Annotated in this window: 14 protein-coding genes; 6 read left to right on the top strand and 8 right to left on the bottom strand. The window is 42.2% G+C overall.

The window, feature by feature from the left end; genetic code table 11:
• The first annotated feature begins 230 nt into the window (after positions 1-230).
• Positions 231-539 (top strand): DUF3622 domain-containing protein, encoded by a 309-nt coding sequence (locus R7E29_RS00815; protein ID WP_025998700.1) that lies wholly within the window; start codon positions 231-233, stop codon positions 537-539.
• 90 nt (positions 540-629) lie between these two features.
• Here the strand turns inward: R7E29_RS00815 and R7E29_RS00810 are convergent, their stop codons facing one another.
• The 3 genes from R7E29_RS00810 to R7E29_RS00800 all read right to left on the bottom strand — a co-directional run bounded on the left by R7E29_RS00810 (position 630) and on the right by R7E29_RS00800 (position 4,706).
• Positions 630-1,070, bottom strand: a complete 441-nt coding sequence (locus R7E29_RS00810) for a hypothetical protein (protein ID WP_005381599.1) — start codon at positions 1,068-1,070, stop codon at positions 630-632.
• A gap of 118 nt (positions 1,071-1,188) precedes the next feature.
• Positions 1,189-3,375 carry a TonB-dependent receptor domain-containing protein gene (locus tag R7E29_RS00805; protein ID WP_053306531.1) on the bottom strand — a complete coding sequence of 729 codons (2,187 nt, stop codon included), beginning with the start codon at positions 3,373-3,375 and terminating at the stop codon, positions 1,189-1,191.
• 263 nt (positions 3,376-3,638) lie between these two features.
• The gene (locus tag R7E29_RS00800; RefSeq protein WP_054576939.1) at positions 3,639-4,706 is read right to left on the bottom strand and encodes a succinylglutamate desuccinylase/aspartoacylase family protein; all 1,068 of its coding nucleotides are present in this window, start codon (positions 4,704-4,706) and stop codon (positions 3,639-3,641) included.
• Positions 4,707-5,036: 330 nt separating this feature from the next.
• Here R7E29_RS00800 and R7E29_RS00795 point away from each other — a divergent pair, with 330 nt between their 5' ends.
• Positions 5,037-5,576 (top strand): DUF3332 domain-containing protein, encoded by a 540-nt coding sequence (locus R7E29_RS00795; protein ID WP_054576938.1) that lies wholly within the window; start codon positions 5,037-5,039, stop codon positions 5,574-5,576.
• Between the two features lie 460 nt (positions 5,577-6,036).
• Here the strand turns inward: R7E29_RS00795 and R7E29_RS00790 are convergent, their stop codons facing one another.
• Positions 6,037-6,459 carry a hypothetical protein gene (locus R7E29_RS00790; protein WP_213906735.1) on the bottom strand — a complete coding sequence of 141 codons (423 nt, stop codon included), beginning with the start codon at positions 6,457-6,459 and terminating at the stop codon, positions 6,037-6,039.
• 2 nt (positions 6,460-6,461) lie between these two features.
• Positions 6,462-7,373 (bottom strand): hypothetical protein, encoded by a 912-nt coding sequence (locus R7E29_RS00785; protein ID WP_025816241.1) that lies wholly within the window; start codon positions 7,371-7,373, stop codon positions 6,462-6,464.
• Between the two features lie 482 nt (positions 7,374-7,855).
• On the opposite strand from R7E29_RS00785, the gene R7E29_RS00780 reads away from it, so the two are divergent.
• On the top strand, positions 7,856-9,184 hold the full coding sequence (locus R7E29_RS00780; RefSeq protein WP_213906737.1) for a hypothetical protein: 1,329 nt from the start codon (positions 7,856-7,858) through the stop codon (positions 9,182-9,184).
• A 952-nt stretch (positions 9,185-10,136) separates the two neighbouring features.
• Here the strand turns inward: R7E29_RS00780 and R7E29_RS00775 are convergent.
• The 3 genes from R7E29_RS00775 to R7E29_RS00765 form a co-directional block, all read right to left on the bottom strand.
• Complete coding sequence (locus R7E29_RS00775) at positions 10,137-10,871, bottom strand: rhomboid family intramembrane serine protease (protein ID WP_054576351.1); 735 nt, start codon at positions 10,869-10,871, stop codon at positions 10,137-10,139.
• Positions 10,868-11,278 (bottom strand): hypothetical protein, encoded by a 411-nt coding sequence (locus R7E29_RS00770; RefSeq protein WP_250158481.1) that lies wholly within the window; start codon positions 11,276-11,278, stop codon positions 10,868-10,870. Before R7E29_RS00770 ends, R7E29_RS00775 begins: the two co-directional genes overlap by 4 nt.
• Positions 11,279-11,688: 410 nt before the next feature.
• Positions 11,689-13,434 carry a leucine-rich repeat domain-containing protein gene (locus R7E29_RS00765; protein WP_318082373.1) on the bottom strand — a complete coding sequence of 582 codons (1,746 nt, stop codon included), beginning with the start codon at positions 13,432-13,434 and terminating at the stop codon, positions 11,689-11,691.
• A gap of 598 nt (positions 13,435-14,032) precedes the next feature.
• On the opposite strand from R7E29_RS00765, the gene R7E29_RS00760 reads away from it, so the two are divergent.
• The 3 genes from R7E29_RS00760 (at position 14,033) to R7E29_RS00750 (ending at position 17,201) form a co-directional block, all read left to right on the top strand.
• Positions 14,033-16,645 (top strand): S-type pyocin domain-containing protein, encoded by a 2,613-nt coding sequence (locus R7E29_RS00760; protein ID WP_258630631.1) that lies wholly within the window; start codon positions 14,033-14,035, stop codon positions 16,643-16,645.
• On the top strand, positions 16,646-16,900 hold the full coding sequence (locus R7E29_RS00755) for a bacteriocin immunity protein (RefSeq protein ID WP_054576354.1): 255 nt from the start codon (positions 16,646-16,648) through the stop codon (positions 16,898-16,900).
• Between the two features lie 91 nt (positions 16,901-16,991).
• On the top strand, positions 16,992-17,201 hold the full coding sequence (locus tag R7E29_RS00750) for a hypothetical protein (RefSeq protein WP_228010021.1): 210 nt from the start codon (positions 16,992-16,994) through the stop codon (positions 17,199-17,201).
• Positions 17,202-17,674: the final 473 nt, after the last annotated feature.

The raw sequence follows: 17,674 nt of genomic DNA, 5'->3' as shown, positions 1-17,674 counted from the left end.
ATCACTCTTTTTTCTTCGTCGCTCTTTCTAGTGACTTGGCGAAACGTTGCTTTGTTCTGCCTCTTCTTTGTCATCTATTATCTAGCGTAAAAAACTTGCAGCGTTTAGATTACTTTTATGCTCTAATACCGCGCTTACCAAGGGATGGTGTTAAACAGCTCAGCTTAGATGGAGTTATCAAGTTGACCGAATCCCTGATTGATCCCTAAATCCCTTAGGAAATGAAAGAAATGTCTAAGAATCCAAAATTTGCTATCCGCGTCACTGAAAAACGTAACGGCTGGAGCGCAGAAATCACTCGCCAAGTGACATCTCGTAAGACTGTAGTATCAAAGCGTGAAACAGGCTTTGACAGCGAAGAGAAAGCACAAGCTTGGGCTGAACAAGAACTGGCTGGATTTATCCAAAACCAAGTGGTTCGTAACGAGCGTAAAGCAGCGCAACGTCAAGAGCGTGAAGCAGAACAACTAGCGGCAAAAGTTCGTAAAGAAGAAGCCCGCAAAGCACGTGAAACCGAAGTAGACACTGACGAAGAATAAGTTTAAATCGGTGAGATGGTGACGTTACCCATCAAACAAATAGTGAAAATGCCCTGAGTTTTGTCTCAGGGCATTTTTTATTTATATCGGCTAAAAACAATCCGACGATACGGACAAGCTAAACGTGCCGTCTTCAGGGGCTGCAAATTGTTTATTGCCAGGAAGAAGGTGAGGGTTATTAGCATAAGTGCGATGTGTCGATTTGACCTTTGCAGAATGTCTTTCCGGTAAATCAAAGTGTTGTAAGCCGTCAGATAGATCGTTTGCTTCACCGTAGTCGAAATGTGTTGCGACGTCTTTGGGCTGCTTGGCGTAACGACAGTGATCCGGCTTACCATCTTCGTGCCAAGTTAAAGAGTTAGTTTTTGCATCTAGATTCAGGTTATTTGCTGTTGGCTGTGCGTAAAAATCTTCTGAAACTTGGTGCTTGCTTTGTTCTTGTAAGTAGTCTGCAATGTTCTCAGAAGCTTGCGCTAGGCTACCTACAGGGAAGAAGCAAATCAGAAGAAGCCGTGTTTTTAGATTGTTCATAATGTGTATGCAAGCAAAAGGAAATGATAATACTGATAAATAAAACGGCGTGCAATTATGGCCATTGGATACGATATAACAGGGCAGTTAATGTCTGCCCTGCATCTTTTAGGTATGGTTAGTATTGATAAGTGAGGTGCAGTTTGACTTCGCGACCAGGCGAAGGCACGCCATTAGATAGGTATGCTTCGTAGTAACGATCGGTTAAGTTTTTCACAACCGCGCCAACGCTCAAGCCTTCGACTTGTTGTATTTCCCAAACCACGTAAGCGTTTTGTAGCGTGTATTGCTCACTTGGCGATTTCACTTTTAAATTATTACCGCTTGCCTTGGTTTTGGTTTGCGCATCATACCAACGGACTTCCCAGCCCGTACGTAAACCAGGAATCCATTCGTAACCCAAACCCAGATTAATGTTTAATGGCGGTACATCAGGATGATCATCATCTGAACCTGTAGAGTCAGATAGGCTACCTTTGTTTTTGCCGCGAATGTAACTTGCTGAGAAATTACTGTAGAAATCTTCAATCCGGTATTGTGAAATTAGCTCAAAGCCATAGTTTTTAAAGCCATCTAGGTTTGTATTCCAGCTTTGTAACTCAGTAGTATTTTTGTCGAGGTTTTCGCCCGTTCGTATATCAACTGTGTCGCTAACATCGTTATAGAACATAGTTAACTCTGTTGCGAGGTTATCGCGAGAGTTCACCAGCCCTTCCGTTAAGTTGATAACGCTTGCTTGATAAGCATGGATACGAGACACGTCCAGATTCAAAGCAGTAGCCGTAGCGGTAGCTCGCGCATATTGCACTGAGTAGATGTTATCAACGGTTGGTGCTTTTAAAGCGTAGGCGTAGGAGGCGTTTAAACGCGTATTATTGCTCGCATCAAAGTCGATATCCAAACGTGGGCTAAAGCCTTTATGCGTCGTTTCACCGTAGTTATGTCCGGCAGCTGGATCATTATAATCCGGCGCTGCGTTCCCTTTTCCTTCACTCTTGATGTATTCGTAACGCAGAGAAGGTGTGATTGTTAGGCGGTCTGTTGCTTGATAGTGATCAGCAATGTAAGCGGCATAAATTGACTGCGTGCCAGATGGTTCGTAGTAAGGGGTGTACCAACCGTAGTTTTTCGCTTCATTACTGTCGTATGATGCGTTGAATACCAACGAGTCTCTATCGGTTTTTTGATATTGAAGCCCAGTGACTAGAGTGTGGTCTCCGAATTGCGCTTGGTTAAACACATCAACGTAGTCACGCTCGTAACTCAGCCATGACTCATGACCGTAACTGCCAACAGAAACGAACATTTTCTCGAATGCTACGTCAGGGCGAACCCAATGACGATCGTTTTCGGAACGTGCCATTTTGATATTGAAATCAATATACGGGTTAGTCGGCATGTAGTGGTAAGAGATGGTTGTGGTGTTGTCCGTGTATTTGTTATCGACGGTGTAAGCGTATTGGGCTTTTTCTAATGAGCCGTATTTCTTGATATTGTATTCGGTGATGTTAGGCATTTTTCCGCGGCGGTTAGCCCAAGGTTTACGACCTTCATCTTTGTAGCGAGTGTGGCTAATTTCAAACTCGTGATCGTTGTTTTCATAACCGACCTTTACGAGCATGTTTTCTTGCTCATAACCTGAGTAATCTAGCGTTTCACCACCTCCGACTTTAATGTCATCAGAATCTTTTACCGAGCCATTCGCTAGAAAATAAAAACCAGTATCGTTTTTACCATAGAGTGTTAGCGTGTAGGCGTTCTCATCGCCGTTGGTGTTGTATGCACTTGAGATGCGGGCACCAAAGTTTCTTTCGCCGTACAGGAGATCATCGACACTTTTGGTTTTAATGCGAATGGAGCCACCAAACTTCCCGTTGAGTGCTCGATAGTCGTGCGCGCCCTTGATAATTTCTGCTTCGCCAATTAAGAACGGATCAAAAAAGAAGGTACCGTAGCGGTATTGTTGAAAGCCAATTGGAGCGCCATCGACAAAGACGGCGATATCGCTTGGATCATCAAAACCACGAATGTTAATACGTTCGCCACCAGAACGACCGCCACCATCTATTGATGCACCGGGAACGGCATCGATCATTGAGGCAAAATTAGAGTACTGTTGCTCTTCAATCTCTGACCAATTAATGGTGGTTTGCGCAGGCTCAGCAATGGTAATAGGTTTGGCATAACGAACGCCTATGACTTCAAGCTCTTCATTTGGCGCTGTCTCGGCATATGAATAAAGAGGGAAGAGCAAAGCCAGTGAAATGAGATTTACTTTGAATGGATGACTTTTTAATCGTTTCATATTGATGATTTATAGTGTTTTTATGAAGCTCGGATTATAAGAACATTATTACGATTAATAAATGATAATGAGATTAATTATCAAATGTGTTTTTGCGACGGATTGTAAAGTTTTTTATCCATTCGTGGAAACTGCGATGAGTATCGTTAGCGTACATAAAACAAAAAGCCCAGCATCATGGACGCTGAGCTTATTGGCTTTAAACAAGATAGTGCGAGCACTGTTGCTCCTTTTGAGCTAATCAGGCGCCTACTTGGTAGGAATTACTGAGTTTCTAACGGTATCTGTCCGGTGGTCAGCGGCTCGGCATCGAATTCAGTGAGGCCTTCAATATAGCTTTCGACTGCTTGCTCTAAAGCATTATCACCTTGGTTAAAATAGGCAAGGTGGAAAATTGCATCGCCTTCGTTCACCAATGGTAATGTTTGTTGACCGATAACTAAACCACGCTTCGGGGCTTTTAGTTCTATCTCATCATGACCAAGAGGAGAGCTAATATAAGCGAGCGTTTCACCCTGTTCTACTTTGTCTCCCAGATTAACGACAGTACGCAAAATGCCGTTACCTGACGCGCGAACCCAGCTGGTGGACTTCGCTATGATAGGCTCAGGCAGCTTTTTCCTGCTCGCTCGCAACATACCAATGGCTTGCATTACGCGCCGAACCCCGAACACACCAGCGCTGATCGAAAGTGGATCAAAGCGCAATGCTTCGCCAGCCTCGTAGGTGAGCACTGGAATATCACATTTTTCTGCTTCACTGCGTAAAGAGCCATCACGCAATGCTGAATCAACAATCACTGGCGTTGCAAATGCTTGAGCAATACGCAGAGTTTCTGGGTTGCTTAAGTTTGCGCGGATCTGTGGCAAGTTCGTGCGATGAATTGCCCCTGTGTGTAGATCCAAAATGTAGTCACAACGCTTGGCAATGTTGTTAAAGAACCCGTGTGCCATACGAGATGCAAGTGCGCCTTTTTCACTGCCAGGAAAGCAACGGTTGAGATCTCGTCGGTCGGGCAAGTAACGAGATTTATGGATGAAACCAAAAACGTTAACGATAGGTACTGCAATGACAGTGCCTTTCAGTTTTTGTGGATCCAGTTGGTTAATGATCTGACGAACGATTTCTACGCCATTAAGCTCATCACCATGGATAGCAGCATTCACCATTAACACTGGTCCTTCTTGTTTCCCATGGATGATTTCCACAGGAATAGATAAAGGCGAATGTGTATATAGCTTCGCTGCTTCAAATTCGATCTCTAATCGTTGTCCTGGTTGTATTTGATGTCCTAAGAGCTCAAACACTTTGCTTTTTTTACTTCTGGCCATAAACCATCTCTGTCAAATGCGTCATCAGCAATGTAACAATTGCTGCAAAATCGCACTAATCATTCTCATTAAGGACACGACAAATTACTTTAATCGTCATGCGTGAAATTTTGGTATGTGTGAAGTTTTTGTTTTCAATATGATCTTTTCTATCAGTTTAATACATAACAAGACATAGAGAAGAGAGCGCAATAATAGCCTTAAAAAATGTGACTGTATTAAAAATAATACTGTTCATGGAGGACAAAAAAACGGACTTTTAACCCTACTTTTTATCCGATAATATCCGCGCCGAATTTGAGGTTTCACACTTTCTAACTAGAGGTTTTGATGAAAAAGGCAATTGCTAAAATTGGTGCATTGACTGCGGTAGCAGTTTCACTTTCAGGTTGCGTAGGTAGTAATGCCGTGACAGGTTATGTCATGGGGTTTAACTTGAAAGCTGTTGACAACCGTTACGCTCGAGGTGGCCTAAATATGCTTTTAGCGCCTGTTTATGGTGTCGCGATCGCAGCGGATTATATCGTGTTTAACTCTCTAGAATTTTGGACGGGTAAGAACCCGTTAAATGGTAAGCCACATATCTTCGATACAAAGGTAGATACTTACATTGATGTCAATCACCAGTTAGATAAATCGTTAACGACGGCACCAATTGCACCATTAGCGTATAACCGTGTCATTGAGCAGGGGCGAATGCAGCAAATCGATGAGAACACTGTTCAAATGGATATTACTTACAGCAACGGTGAAAAGGCGACACTCATGGGTGTACGCGATGGTGAGTTTGTTACTTACTACATTGATGGTGAAGTTGCTGCACAAACCTCAATGGATGAGTTAGCCGCTTACGCGCAAAACCGTGTGTAGTTGGGTTCAACTAAACCAAAAAAAGGGTGCAGCGCTAAGTATACAGTAAAAACCATGTCTATTTATGAAAGAGTGAGTGGTAGCCCCTTACTGGCAATGCTTATTTTCAATATGAAAGGCGTACATACTATGTATATTGGTGTGTACGCTTTTTTATCCCTGAAGGCTTAGCAAGGTGATGGCCTCACTGCGTGAAACCATCACCTTGCCAAAAGGGTATTTAAGGGGAATGGTAGTAAAATAATAAAGCCACTCCTTACGCTCGCACTGCTCACTAGGCATTTATAATTTTTCTTGCTCACTCGATGAAACACGTTTCTGGACAAAAGCTTGCTAGTGACTTTGTTAGATTAGCAAACTATCAATAACTACAGGTATGGTAAGTTTACTTATGAAGTCCTGATGCGATGAATAACATCGCACCAGAAAAAGTATTGGCTGGGTTCGCAGTAAAAAGTCTTTAAGTTAAATCATCGCACTTTGCAGGTGGAAGAACATAAATACGGCTTGAGTGCTTCAATGTAAGTTCTCGCTTAGATGTACATTCGATGTAGTTTGACGTTTCTATACCTTTTCTTAACGAGGTATCGAAATAGTGTCCGATTAAAGCAAAGATTAATGCTCCGAATAGCATTAATCTCAGAGTTAACTTTGGTAGTTGAATCCCATTGGCAATGTTGAGTAATCCCATTGGGATAGAAGGAAGAAAAAAACCAAACAATACAAATGACGACGTATTGTTAAGGTATCCCGATACTCTGATTACGGGGTTAATTCCTACATTTTCTACAGTATGAATTAAATTATAAGCTCCCAACCCGCACCATAACGCAAATCCTGTAAAAAATATTAAAAATGTAAGTTTCTTTAAAAAATCTAACATGATCAGTCAATTAATGCCTCTACAGTTTCTTTCATTGGCTTAGTGAATTTGTACTTATTATCTAATTCCGATACATATCCACCGATCTTAAATGCTGAATAAACAAACAAACCTAACCCAACTGCGGCAGGTAAAGAAAACCCAAACAAAATCCCAGCACCAGCACGAGCAACCAAAAGCACTCCCTGAGCGGCCACGCCAGCAACTACACCTTTAGCAACATCCGCCGTAAGTTGGCCTACGACTTCGCTTAGCGTCTTCTCATCGTGCAGCATGTAATCAACCGCATTGACCGCACTACTAAACACAAACTCTAAATAGATGTTGCCTCTCAAAAAACGGACATTACCTTGGACAGTATTCAATGCGTGACCAATCTTAAGCATTTTAGGCGTTGCTTGTTGCCAACGGATACCGAGATCTAAATATCGAGGCTTGTAGTTCTCAACCACAATATTCATTACACCATTGATATTGACGGCTTTGGCGGTTGCTCCCCATCCACCAAGCTCTTTAGCGACTTCATAAGCCCCTTTGAGTCCTACGCCAACGCCAGTGTAGTCCTTACCTGTAGAAAGCTGACCGTGTGTGTCTTTGATGAGCAAATCTAAATACTCGTTGGCTTCTTCAACTGTTAGTACGGCAATACTGACGTTCTCTTGCTGTGAGGTGTCCCACTGGTATTCTTTCGCTTGATCCTGTAAGTCCTTATTCCATTCTTCTTTCGTAAGGTCGTACGCTTGTTGAGCAGGTTTTCGTTCAGCAAGAACGCGCTCTCTATTTTCAGCCCATCGTTTTTCATCGCTCGCGGTATATCTCAGCTCTTCCTGACGCTCTCGGCGTTGGTGAGCTGCTCTTTCTCTAGTGGTTTTTGGCCTTTCTACAGGGGTTACAGGAGCGGATTCATATCTCATAGAAGTCGGTTTTACTGATGAATAAGAAGGATAATAACAATATTTTCAGTAATTTATTATCCTCAACAAGATAACCTGACGATTTAACCAATTAAATAGGAAGTTTGACAGATTAAACAAACACAATGAAGGCTCAATAGTGTTGGGTTACATTCTATCGGATAACTTTTCGTAGGGTGAAACGCAAGCACCAAATTTTTTAGAGTATTTGTTCTAGCTTATTTTGGGGCAAGGACGTGTTTGTCGAGATGGACGTCAACACGTCCTTGGACAGAACTAAACCAGTGACCTTGCTAAATTAGCAAAAGATAAATTGCAATAAATTAAATCAGGTATGCCAAACACTGATAAGAAGAAAGACCTGCACCCATAAGTTTCTTATTTACTTAACTCTATGATTTTTCTTTGCTGATGGAATTTGTTTTAGGCATCATTAGTAGCAGTACAGCTCGCATCAATCACGTTTAACGGGAATTCAAAGCATGAGGAAAAATAACGCTACATTCTGTGGTGGTGAGCCAGCTTGGGCTAACGCTTGTGTTGGTGATAACGGCTCACCGAGTTATGTGGAGTATGCCATGGGCTTCTCAAAGGCAGCCAACCTCATCATAGACCAAGTCCTAAAAACGAGGGATATCGACTTGAGCGTAGATGAGATGGTTTACCCTGTTTGTTTCAATATGCGTCATTCAATAGAGTTACGTCTAAAAGGAGCAATAGAAGCATTGGAAACCATTGGGAAAATGATAAGTGTAGAAGTCGAGTTTAACTATTCTGGCTCTCATGACCTAGGCAATATATGGGCGTTCTTCAAAGGTACATCCGAAAACATCGATATGCGCTACAAGAACGTGAATGCCCAAATAGAACCGACTATTCTTGACGTTGCCGAGATTGATGCCACCGGACAAACCTTTAGGTACGCTTTCGATATCGATAGCCAACGGCATCTAACTGAGGTGCAAATAATCAACTTTGTTGTACTCAAGGCAAAGTTTAATGCACTTGAACAAGGCTTGGATAGCCTCTTAAGGCTAACGGAATACCTAACCGAAGAGTATTCGCTAAACACCTTCACCAAGAAACTATCGAGGTGTCAGTTATTCTCATTGGCTAACGACTTGCCCCCCAGAGCAGTATGGGTGAACGAATCATTTAGAGAAACCAAACTAACCCTAAGAGACAAGTATTCACTCGGCAGTCGAGACCTATCTTGTGCTATAAATATCATTCAATCTAATTACGAACTTGCTTATAGAATAGATGCGCCATTGCCCCTAAAAGGATTGGACGAGAATGACTTACTTTGGTTCCTAGATTTCTGGATGGAACTGCATCCCCAAATACTTAATAGGCGCACTGAGCTTGACTTAAGCGATACAAATCCGGATATCAACTCAATATTAGAATCCATATATCGAGACAATGAGCTTAAGCAAAACTTCTGGGAGCGTGTGGATGGACACCTCACGCCGGAAAAACTAGCTGGGTTAAATGCTCTCTTCTACTTTGGTTACGATAAGAAGTTTTCTGAAACCTACGTAACAATCTATGCTAGAGAGCTAATAGACGCACAGGCAGCATTCAATAGCAGGAATGCTGATGTTTGGGAGAACTTCATGCATATCGCAGACAAGACAAACTACTTTGACAACCTCGTGATGAGTCTTTTTGCGTTGCTTTATGATGAACTAGCTGAGTTTCTAGTTGAGGCGTATGGTGTCACTGAAGCATTCGAATGGCTCGACAGAGCGAGGTCTAGAGAAATGTTTTGTCTACCGGAAATTGCTGGATACGAACCTCTCGCATAGAGCAAGTACTAGAACATTATCACCCCGCATAACTCAGAGTTGGACACAAATGAGTTTCGGAAATTTGAACATTAGTAAAACATGAATAACTTGAGGTATGGGAAAATGAAAAAGCCCACTTCCAGAGGTTGAGAAAGTGGGCGAAAAAACACAACACAATAAAGCAGAGTTTGCAGAGATAATATTGTTAAGCATGTGAGTGCATACTCCAACGAGTTGTTTATGACCAATAACTCATATTTTGACACTTTCTAGCTTGAAAGTACCATGGATAAAAGTTCAATCTGAGAAGCTTTGGAAAATTATCATCACCCCCATGACCGACCTTCACCAGCTAACTAAAAGTTGGATAATGGCTTGCCAGCGATTTTACTAAATTAGTAATTAAATAGTGATACAATAATCTTTTATATGAAGGGGGAGATATAAATGGAACTCATTTTTTTACCATTTTTAATAGTTTTTTTGTTCTGGAAACAAATAGAAATGGAAATAGATAATATATTGATTAGCGTAACATTTTTTTTGTACGCTATAGGCTTATTTCTTTTTGTGGACCTTCCGACAAATGCCAGAATTGGTAGCTTGTTCATAGGGCTACCATCTACCTCTTATCTAGCGTTTATATTTCCTTCTCTAATACCATGCGAAGAAAAGGTGGTTAAAACCACCTCTTGTATTATGCTTCTTGTTACTTCACTTCTTTTGTTCTACTTTCAACTTTTCGTATATGAGCAATAAATCAGTCTCTAGATTGTAGTTTTGAAGGCGTTTATCGAGTTCTTTTATAAAAACCAATTCTTCCTCTGTGAGCTTCGCCGAATCCATTTCGTTATAAACAGAGAGCGTTGTTTTTAAGTCAGATTCATTCATGTTTCCAATGTAGTTCAGCTCTTCTAACTTTGAACAAGATTCTATTCTCAAGCTACCTAACGCCGGCAACACCGGAAAATTAAAGTGGAGGTGAAGCCGGAGCTTTTATTTTTCCGGTGCTTGCCCTTGTTAAGCGCAGTGGCTTTAAGCGGCAATACAAAATTGCGCCTAATGCTCCCAAAAAATGGCCAATGTGATCAATTTTCATATCTAACGCTTTATTAGAACCACCTTTGAACTCTGAATCTAGGGCAAGCACTATTGCCAAAACCAGGAACAGTGAAATCGCTAAAAGCCACTCCTTGGTGGTTAATTCCTCTTCATCTGTAAAATAAGCAGCTGCCAGTCCGAAAACACCACCCGATATCCCGCAGACTAGAATATTTTCCGAATAGAATAGTATAGATGGTATAGATGCCAAGCCGCTCACAAGAAGTACTGCCAAATACCTCTTGGCTCCAACCCTGCGTTCATAAGCAGATGCTAGACCTAAGCCAATAACATTTGCAGTGAGATGAATCAGGTTACCATGGATAAATAAGTGCGATACTGACTGTAACGGCCACTTTAAAAACTGATCAATGTCATTACTCAGTGCGAACGTTCGATACAGGCTCTCATCTACGGAAATGAAACCAAAGTTTGTTGTCAGAAGAAATATAAAAAGAATTACAACCCCTGAACATATAGAAGCCCAAACAAATTTAAAGTTTTCACTATAGGTAATTGGAACAGCCTTCAAACTACTCGGAGCAGGCTTTATGAAAATCAATAAGCCGACATAAGTCACAACTGCGATAAGAAATATAATCATTGGACTAAAGGTATATTGCTCTCAATATGTTCTTGAACTTCCGGCAACAATTTTGCGACCTTTTCTACTCCCTTTAATTGTGCTTTTACTTTAATCTTTCGGTTGTTTTTGAATGTGAATTTCATAGGCCTTTGTAATAGCCCTTTTCCTATTTTTACGCTTTCAATGTCACCAAAGTCAAAAAAATCATGCTCCTTAAATTTACCTAACAAGCTCAATTTGTGGAAAGATACACCTTTCTCAGTAACAGCTAAGAAGTATGTTCTCATGCTTAGAATGAAAAGAGGGCCAATCAGTAAGAATAGCCAAATATTTGGTGGGCTTACAGCCTGAAAAAAACCTATTAGCGAGTCCCCGTCATTCAGATTCTCTTCAATGTGTTTTTTAGCCTGTTCTTTGTTCATCATTACTCCTAGTTATGTTTATGTGATCTCTGGTAAGCGCTTAACGCAGCCTTAAACGGTGAGTAATTGTTGGCTATAATGTGAAGCGAAGCGGAATCGAGCCAACTGTTACGAATCCGACTTTAAGGCCTTGTTATGTGCCGATTAAACCCATAGACATTATTTTCGATAATACTCGTTATATACTGATTGCAGCTAACGCTTTCTATACTGCGATTGTCCGTATTCCATGGCGAAATAATGCCTTCTTTCTTTTTTAATCTTCAACGATAAATCAATAAGATAGCAACCATTAAAAGGGTTGGGTCACACAGCACCGTTTAGTTTTGACAATTGCTAGTTTCAGATAACTTTTAGTAGGGGAAAGGCATATCTCTAGATTCTGTAAAGCACTTGAGATAAGTTGTAAACTGTTAATTTCCATTAATTTTTACACCAATATCAAACGGCGCTGCCCAATGAGAAGACACCGTAGCTGGGAGAGTCACGCTGGTGAGCTGGTTGTTATAAAACGCATCACTTCCAATGGTGGTCACAGAGTCTGGTATAACCACACTGGTGAGCTTGTTGTTCATAAACGCAGAATTGTGAATGGTGGTCACCGAATCTGGTATAACCACGCTGGTGAGCTGGTTGTTAAGAAACGCCCCATATCCAATGATGGTCACAGAGTCTGGTATAACCACACTGGTGAGCTGATTGCCATTAAACGCATCACTTCCAATGGTGGTCACCAAATCTGGTATAACCACATCAGTGAGCTGATTGCCTTTAAACGCCCTAGTTTCAATGGTGGTCACCGAATCTGGTATAACCACATCAGTGAGCCTGTTATTAGCAAACGCCCGCTTCCCTATCGAGGTCAATGTATCAGGGAGAATTACGCTGGTGAGCATATTATCAGCGAACACACTGTTACCAAGGGAGGTCACCGAGTCTGGGATTGTCACTCTGGTGAGCTGATTCACTCCAAACGCATGCTCTCCAATTGTGGTCACCGAATTTGGGATGGTTACGCTGGTAAGGTTGTTTATAGAAAACGCACTATTTCCAATTGTGGTCACCGAATTTGGGATGGTTACGCTGGTAAGGTTGTTTAAAGAAAACGCACTATTTCCAATTGTGGTCACCGAATTTGGGATGGTTACGCTGGTGAGATTGTTAGAAGAAAACGCATACTTTCCAATTGTGGTCACCGAGTCAGGAATAACAATCTCCTTTCTTACTCCACCATAGGAAATTATTATCTTTTTGTTATCAGTGCCATCATCATTACGAGCAAAAATAAAACCATCTGATGGGACATTGTTAACTATTGATATTGCATTTTTATTAAATGCCCGCTCCCCAATGGAGGTCACTGAATCAGGAATAGTAACGCTGGTGAGCTGGTTGTCAGAAAATGCCCGCTCCCCAATGGAGGTCACTGAATCGGGAATAGTAACGCTGGTGAGCTGGTTGTCATGAAATGCCTCGTACTCAATAGCTGTCACCGAATCTGAGATAGTCACGCTGGTGAGATTATTTTTAGCGAACGCCCGCTCCCCAATGGAGGTCACCGAATCAGGAATAGTAACTCTGGTGAGCTGACTTTCAGCAAACATCCAACTATCAACAGTAATCACCGAATCTGGTATAGCAATCTCTTTTCTTGCTCCACCATAGGAAATTATGATCTTTTTGTTTTCAGTGCCATCATCATTACGAGCAAAAATAATACCATCTGATGGGACATTGTTAACTATTGATATTGCATTTTTATTAAATGCCCGCTCCCCAATGAAGGTCACTGAATCAGGAATAGTAACGCTAGTGAGATTATTTTTAGCGAACGCCCGCTCCCCAATGGAGGTCACCGAATCTGGTATAACCACATTAGTAAGTTTATTTTTTTCAAATGCCTGTCTTCCAATTATAGTAACCGATTTTGGGATGACCACGCTGGTGAGCTGCTTGTCATAAAATGTCCCCCCATTAATAAGTTCGACCGAATCTGGGATGACGACATCTGTGTCGTTACCGTTGTAGCCAATAAGTATTGACTTGTCATCTGAACCATCACGATTTTTGGCATATTGCAACCCTTCCGTTGCTCGTTCACAGCCAGTAAGAAAGGCTAAACAGAGTAAAGTGCCAAGAATTTGAGCTGTTGCTTTCATGAGCCTTGTTCTTGATAATGTCATGGCTGTTCCCGTATTTTATTAAGACCGTCAAATACCCTCTACCAACGCATAAAAGCGTTCACAGGTAGTCAGCTTTATTTTGAGATAAACGTAAGGTAGCAATACTTTCCGCAGTTAGTCCACTTCCAACAAGTTGTTTAGCTAGTTTCGCTACTAAAACGGACGCTTTGACAAGCAAAACATACATATAAAAGGCCCAAATCGTGAAAGTTTCATTCTACTAAATGACTTTTTGTAGGGTAAACGCAGGCTCTTTAACTTTATAGGGTATTTAACCTAACGAATTTTGGGGCAAAACCTTCTTAGAACTATTACATCCACAACGTGCCCACTACGAATGTGTTCACGGGAAAAAACACCATATGTATCGCTTCAACTAAACAGATTCCGTACACAAAGGCCACAGCCAACACCGACCAACTTCTTGGATTTATATCCAATTTATTGGCACCATAACCAAAAAATTGGATAGACGTACATTACTATTATTCCAAACAATTGATTTTATTAAAAAATTAAATGGCACGCTTCTCGCTTTTTGACGTGATATTTGGCTTTTACTTTAGGTATTTGTGTGTCGTATAAAACCCTTCCACTGTCGGAAGTAATGTCCCATGAATTCGGGTTGATAGAGGGCAACTTCCACAACCTCGCGGAAGCAGATATCGCCTCTGCCATTCCTGCTCATCTTACCTTTGATCAGCTAAAACACCACCTCCACGAGGGTAAGCTCGTACTCGTGAGTGATACACCTCAAATTCCCGCACTTCTGAGTTACAACGACCCAATTGGTCCTAAAACATGGCGGCTGAACTCTGAGGTTATCTCTGCATTTTCGGATGATGCGGCTGAGGAGTTGTTAGCAAAGACGAAAATCTCCAGAGCAACGGGAGGATACAGCACACGTATTGGAGAGACCGCGGCACTCGAACGAGCTTATACGCCACAGCCGATCGCAGTCGAAAGTGAAGAGGAAATCACCAAGGAATTTGAGTACAGCTTCGAAGTCGGCTGCTCGGATGCCACCATAAAGAAAATGGTGCACAATGACTTTGCTTTAGCGAAAACTGAAAAAGAGAACGCGGTAACCCGCTGGGAGCAAGCCAATACCGAGCAAGGTACCCGCTACACAGCGTTATGTGTGTTTGATGAGCCAAAGCGTTTAAATATCCACATCGCTGACGACAATCTCGGGCTGACACCATTGGAATCAATCACACTACAAAAAGCCGGCAGCCATAAAACTGAGGAAGGTTTTATACCTGTCGTTCCGGCTGTGCGATTGGGCGAACGCCTAGGCTTGCCGACAGAGGGCTATTACTACCACTTTAATGATGGTGAACTGGTCCAAGAGTACAAAATTCTCGGACAAGAAAAATGGGCATTTTACGCTACGCGATCGACACAAGAGACGCTCAATGACGAGCGCGGTTTTACCAAGGATCAAAGCGCTATTTTGGTGTATTGGAAGTTGGCCAACCAAGTCCTTGAGAACCAATACATCATTTATCTTGAGCGCCAAATCACGCGTGAAGAGCTCGATAATCTTAGTGAAGATTGGCTGAGCGAAAACGGGATAAAGTTGGATATTCCTGCACTGTTTGATGCAGGTAAACAGCCGGAAGAAGCACGCGCAGAAGATTACAACGATGAAGCGGAAGCAGAACAAACCGCAGCAACGCACATCGTAGTTGCGGGGGAAACCTGGCAGAGCATAGCTGAACGGTATGGTATGGGAGCTAAAGCCTTGCTCTCGCTTAACCCAGTGTTTGAGGCCGACCCTCTATCACTCGCAATTGGTGATGAAATTGTTGTTGCTGAAGCACAGCAACAACAAGCACCAGACAAAAAGAACACTTTTCCGCCTCTGCACCCGCAAACCTACAACAACATCCGCAACAGTCATTACCAGCACAGCGATCCTTTACTTGGGTTGACCAAATATCGAGCTATCAACGCTGCCGATTTTGTAGAAGGTGATGTCGCCATCCTTAACTTAAAAGACGCCACAAGCTCGCTCGTGTTCGCTAAATCCTGCATCAGGCCAGAAGGGTGTATTGAAATTGGCGACCAACAAGAGTCAATCAGTAACTTCGGGCCTTGGTCATTCTTCTTTGCGCAAGCGAATGCGACCCCAGCTGCTGTCATACCCGCCATTCAAGCAACACAAGCACAAATGGCCATGGGAAGTTCCGCCGCTGTCGCTGGCTCACCAGAGCAAACGCAACAAACCCAAACTGCGGCGATGCAGTTGGATAAACTGGCCGGCACATTGAAAGATAAGATAGTTGAGGGCTACCGCTGGCAAGTAGAAGGCATTGGCGCTTTGTTTGCCATGCAGCAAAGCTTGTTTGGCGATAACACCCAATATACAGACCAAGATTTACGCCAAGTGACCACGGCGCAAAGCCGTGTTCGTGTCCACATTACCGAGCCCCAAGATGGGGAGTTTTATCCGCACGTGCAGGGCTATCATGTAGACGACACGCGCATCCCCATCAAATACGTGAAACAGGGAAATAATAGCCAGCTGTCCGTTGCGATTGAGGAGAACGGACCAACCATCTATTGGACACCAGAAGAAAACGGTGAAGCAAGTTGGCAAACTACCCCCGATCATAGTGATGGGTTTGAAAAAGACGATATACTGGTCACGCCAATCCACTCGGATAGCGATGCTAACGTCACCGTTACGCCTGCGCCAGAAGAGAAAGACTGGCGCGATGCGATCTTGGTATTCCCTGAAAGCTCAGGTATTGCTCCGCTCTATGTGGTTTACAAAGAAAGCCCGAGAGATAAGCCCGGAGTCGTTACCGGGAAAGGCGAAGATATCTTTGGCATTTGGTTGGCAGGTGCAGGTAAGGACTTAGGAGCCCCAATACCCTCTCAAATAGCTGATAAGCTGAGAGGGAAAGAATTTAGTAATTTTGATGCGTTCCGAAAAGCTTTCTGGATAGAGGTTTCTAAAGATAGTGTGCTTATGGCGCAATTCAACAGAACGAACCAAAAGAAAATTAGTTCCGGTAAATCTCCTATAGCTCCAAAAGGTGAACACTATGGAAAAATGATCAGATATGAGATCCATCACCAACATGAGATATCTAAGGGGGGAGCTGTTTTCCATGTTGATAACCTTGCAGTCGTTACTCCTAAACATCACAAGAGAATCCACTTTGGTAAGAATTAAATGAAGTTAAAAAATAATATTTCCGAGTATACATTTGCTGAATTTAAAGATTTTGTCAGCACAATATGTGATAACGATTTACCTGAAAGTGAGGAGGACAAACTTATCTTACATTTTTCAGAAATTGTTAAACACCCTGATGGGACCGACCTAATATTTTGGCCTAAACCTGATCAAGATGACTCGCCAGAGGGAGTTGTTAATGAAATTAAAAGGTGGTACCAAGAGCAGGGGCTTCCTTGCTTCAAAGAGTAAAAAATAAAAGGCGTCACAATGACGCCTTTTCCCATTCCCATTCCTCAGCCTGCTCTAAAATCCGCTCAAAATCCTCTTGTGTCAGAACCTTATGGTTGCTCTCGGTGAACTCAATATTTTGTCCATTGCGATTGAAGATAACGTACCAACCATCAATTGGACGCCAGAAGAAAACGGTGAAGCAAGTTGGCAAACTCTCGATTCAAGTCAATTTATACCTGCGAACCTTAAACGGATGATGGATGGCAAAGCTCCTCGAGCAAGGTTTAAGGATACCGTTGGGGGAAGACGTTCTTTCTAAATGCACCATGTTGAATAAATACAACATGGTGGTTCTGTGTACGATGTTGATAACTTAAGAGCCCCCGTAATACAACACGAGGATTAACAACAATAGCATTAGAGAATGGATTACTTTTAGTAAGGAAAAAACCAACTAACAGGATATGAATGAGTATTTACTCTGTCTTATAATGGGGCAAAGACTTCTTAGAACTATTACATCCACAACGTGCCCACTACGAATGTGTTCACGGGTAAAAACACCATATGTATCGCTTCAGCTAAACAGCGACCGTACACAAAGACCACAGCCAACACCGACCAACTTCTTGGATTTATACCCAACTTTTTGGCTCGATAAATAAAAAATTGTATCGGCATACACTACTATCATCCTACCTAGCTGATTTTGCAGAAGAAAGTTAATGGCATGCTTACTGCTTATTGCCGTGATAACTAGTATTCACTTTAGGTATTTGTGTGTCCTATAAA

Source organism: Vibrio sp. Vb1729 (assembly GCF_033338655.1).
Lineage (GTDB): Bacteria > Pseudomonadota > Gammaproteobacteria > Enterobacterales > Vibrionaceae > Vibrio > Vibrio alginolyticus.
The sequence above is the reverse complement of the archived record's forward strand: the minus strand, read 5'-3'. Positions and strand labels throughout refer to the sequence as shown.

Excerpts from the sequence above, each read along its gene's own strand:
- R7E29_RS00815 (WP_025998700.1), top strand. The coding sequence starts at position 231 with ATGTCTAAGAATCCAAAATTTGCTATCCGCGTCACTGAAAAACGTAAC.
- R7E29_RS00810 (WP_005381599.1), bottom strand. The coding sequence starts at position 1,070 with ATGAACAATCTAAAAACACGGCTTCTTCTGATTTGCTTCTTCCCTGTA.
- R7E29_RS00805 (WP_053306531.1), bottom strand. The coding sequence starts at position 3,375 with ATGAAACGATTAAAAAGTCATCCATTCAAAGTAAATCTCATTTCACTG.
- R7E29_RS00800 (WP_054576939.1), bottom strand. The coding sequence starts at position 4,706 with ATGGCCAGAAGTAAAAAAAGCAAAGTGTTTGAGCTCTTAGGACATCAA.
- R7E29_RS00795 (WP_054576938.1), top strand. The coding sequence starts at position 5,037 with ATGAAAAAGGCAATTGCTAAAATTGGTGCATTGACTGCGGTAGCAGTT.
- R7E29_RS00790 (WP_213906735.1), bottom strand. The coding sequence starts at position 6,459 with ATGTTAGATTTTTTAAAGAAACTTACATTTTTAATATTTTTTACAGGA.
- R7E29_RS00785 (WP_025816241.1), bottom strand. The coding sequence starts at position 7,373 with ATGAGATATGAATCCGCTCCTGTAACCCCTGTAGAAAGGCCAAAAACC.
- R7E29_RS00780 (WP_213906737.1), top strand. The coding sequence starts at position 7,856 with ATGAGGAAAAATAACGCTACATTCTGTGGTGGTGAGCCAGCTTGGGCT.
- R7E29_RS00775 (WP_054576351.1), bottom strand. The coding sequence starts at position 10,871 with ATGATTATATTTCTTATCGCAGTTGTGACTTATGTCGGCTTATTGATT.
- R7E29_RS00770 (WP_250158481.1), bottom strand. The coding sequence starts at position 11,278 with ATGATGAACAAAGAACAGGCTAAAAAACACATTGAAGAGAATCTGAAT.
- R7E29_RS00765 (WP_318082373.1), bottom strand. The coding sequence starts at position 13,434 with ATGAAAGCAACAGCTCAAATTCTTGGCACTTTACTCTGTTTAGCCTTT.
- R7E29_RS00755 (WP_054576354.1), top strand. The coding sequence starts at position 16,646 with ATGAAGTTAAAAAATAATATTTCCGAGTATACATTTGCTGAATTTAAA.
- R7E29_RS00750 (WP_228010021.1), top strand. The coding sequence starts at position 16,992 with ATGGTTGCTCTCGGTGAACTCAATATTTTGTCCATTGCGATTGAAGAT.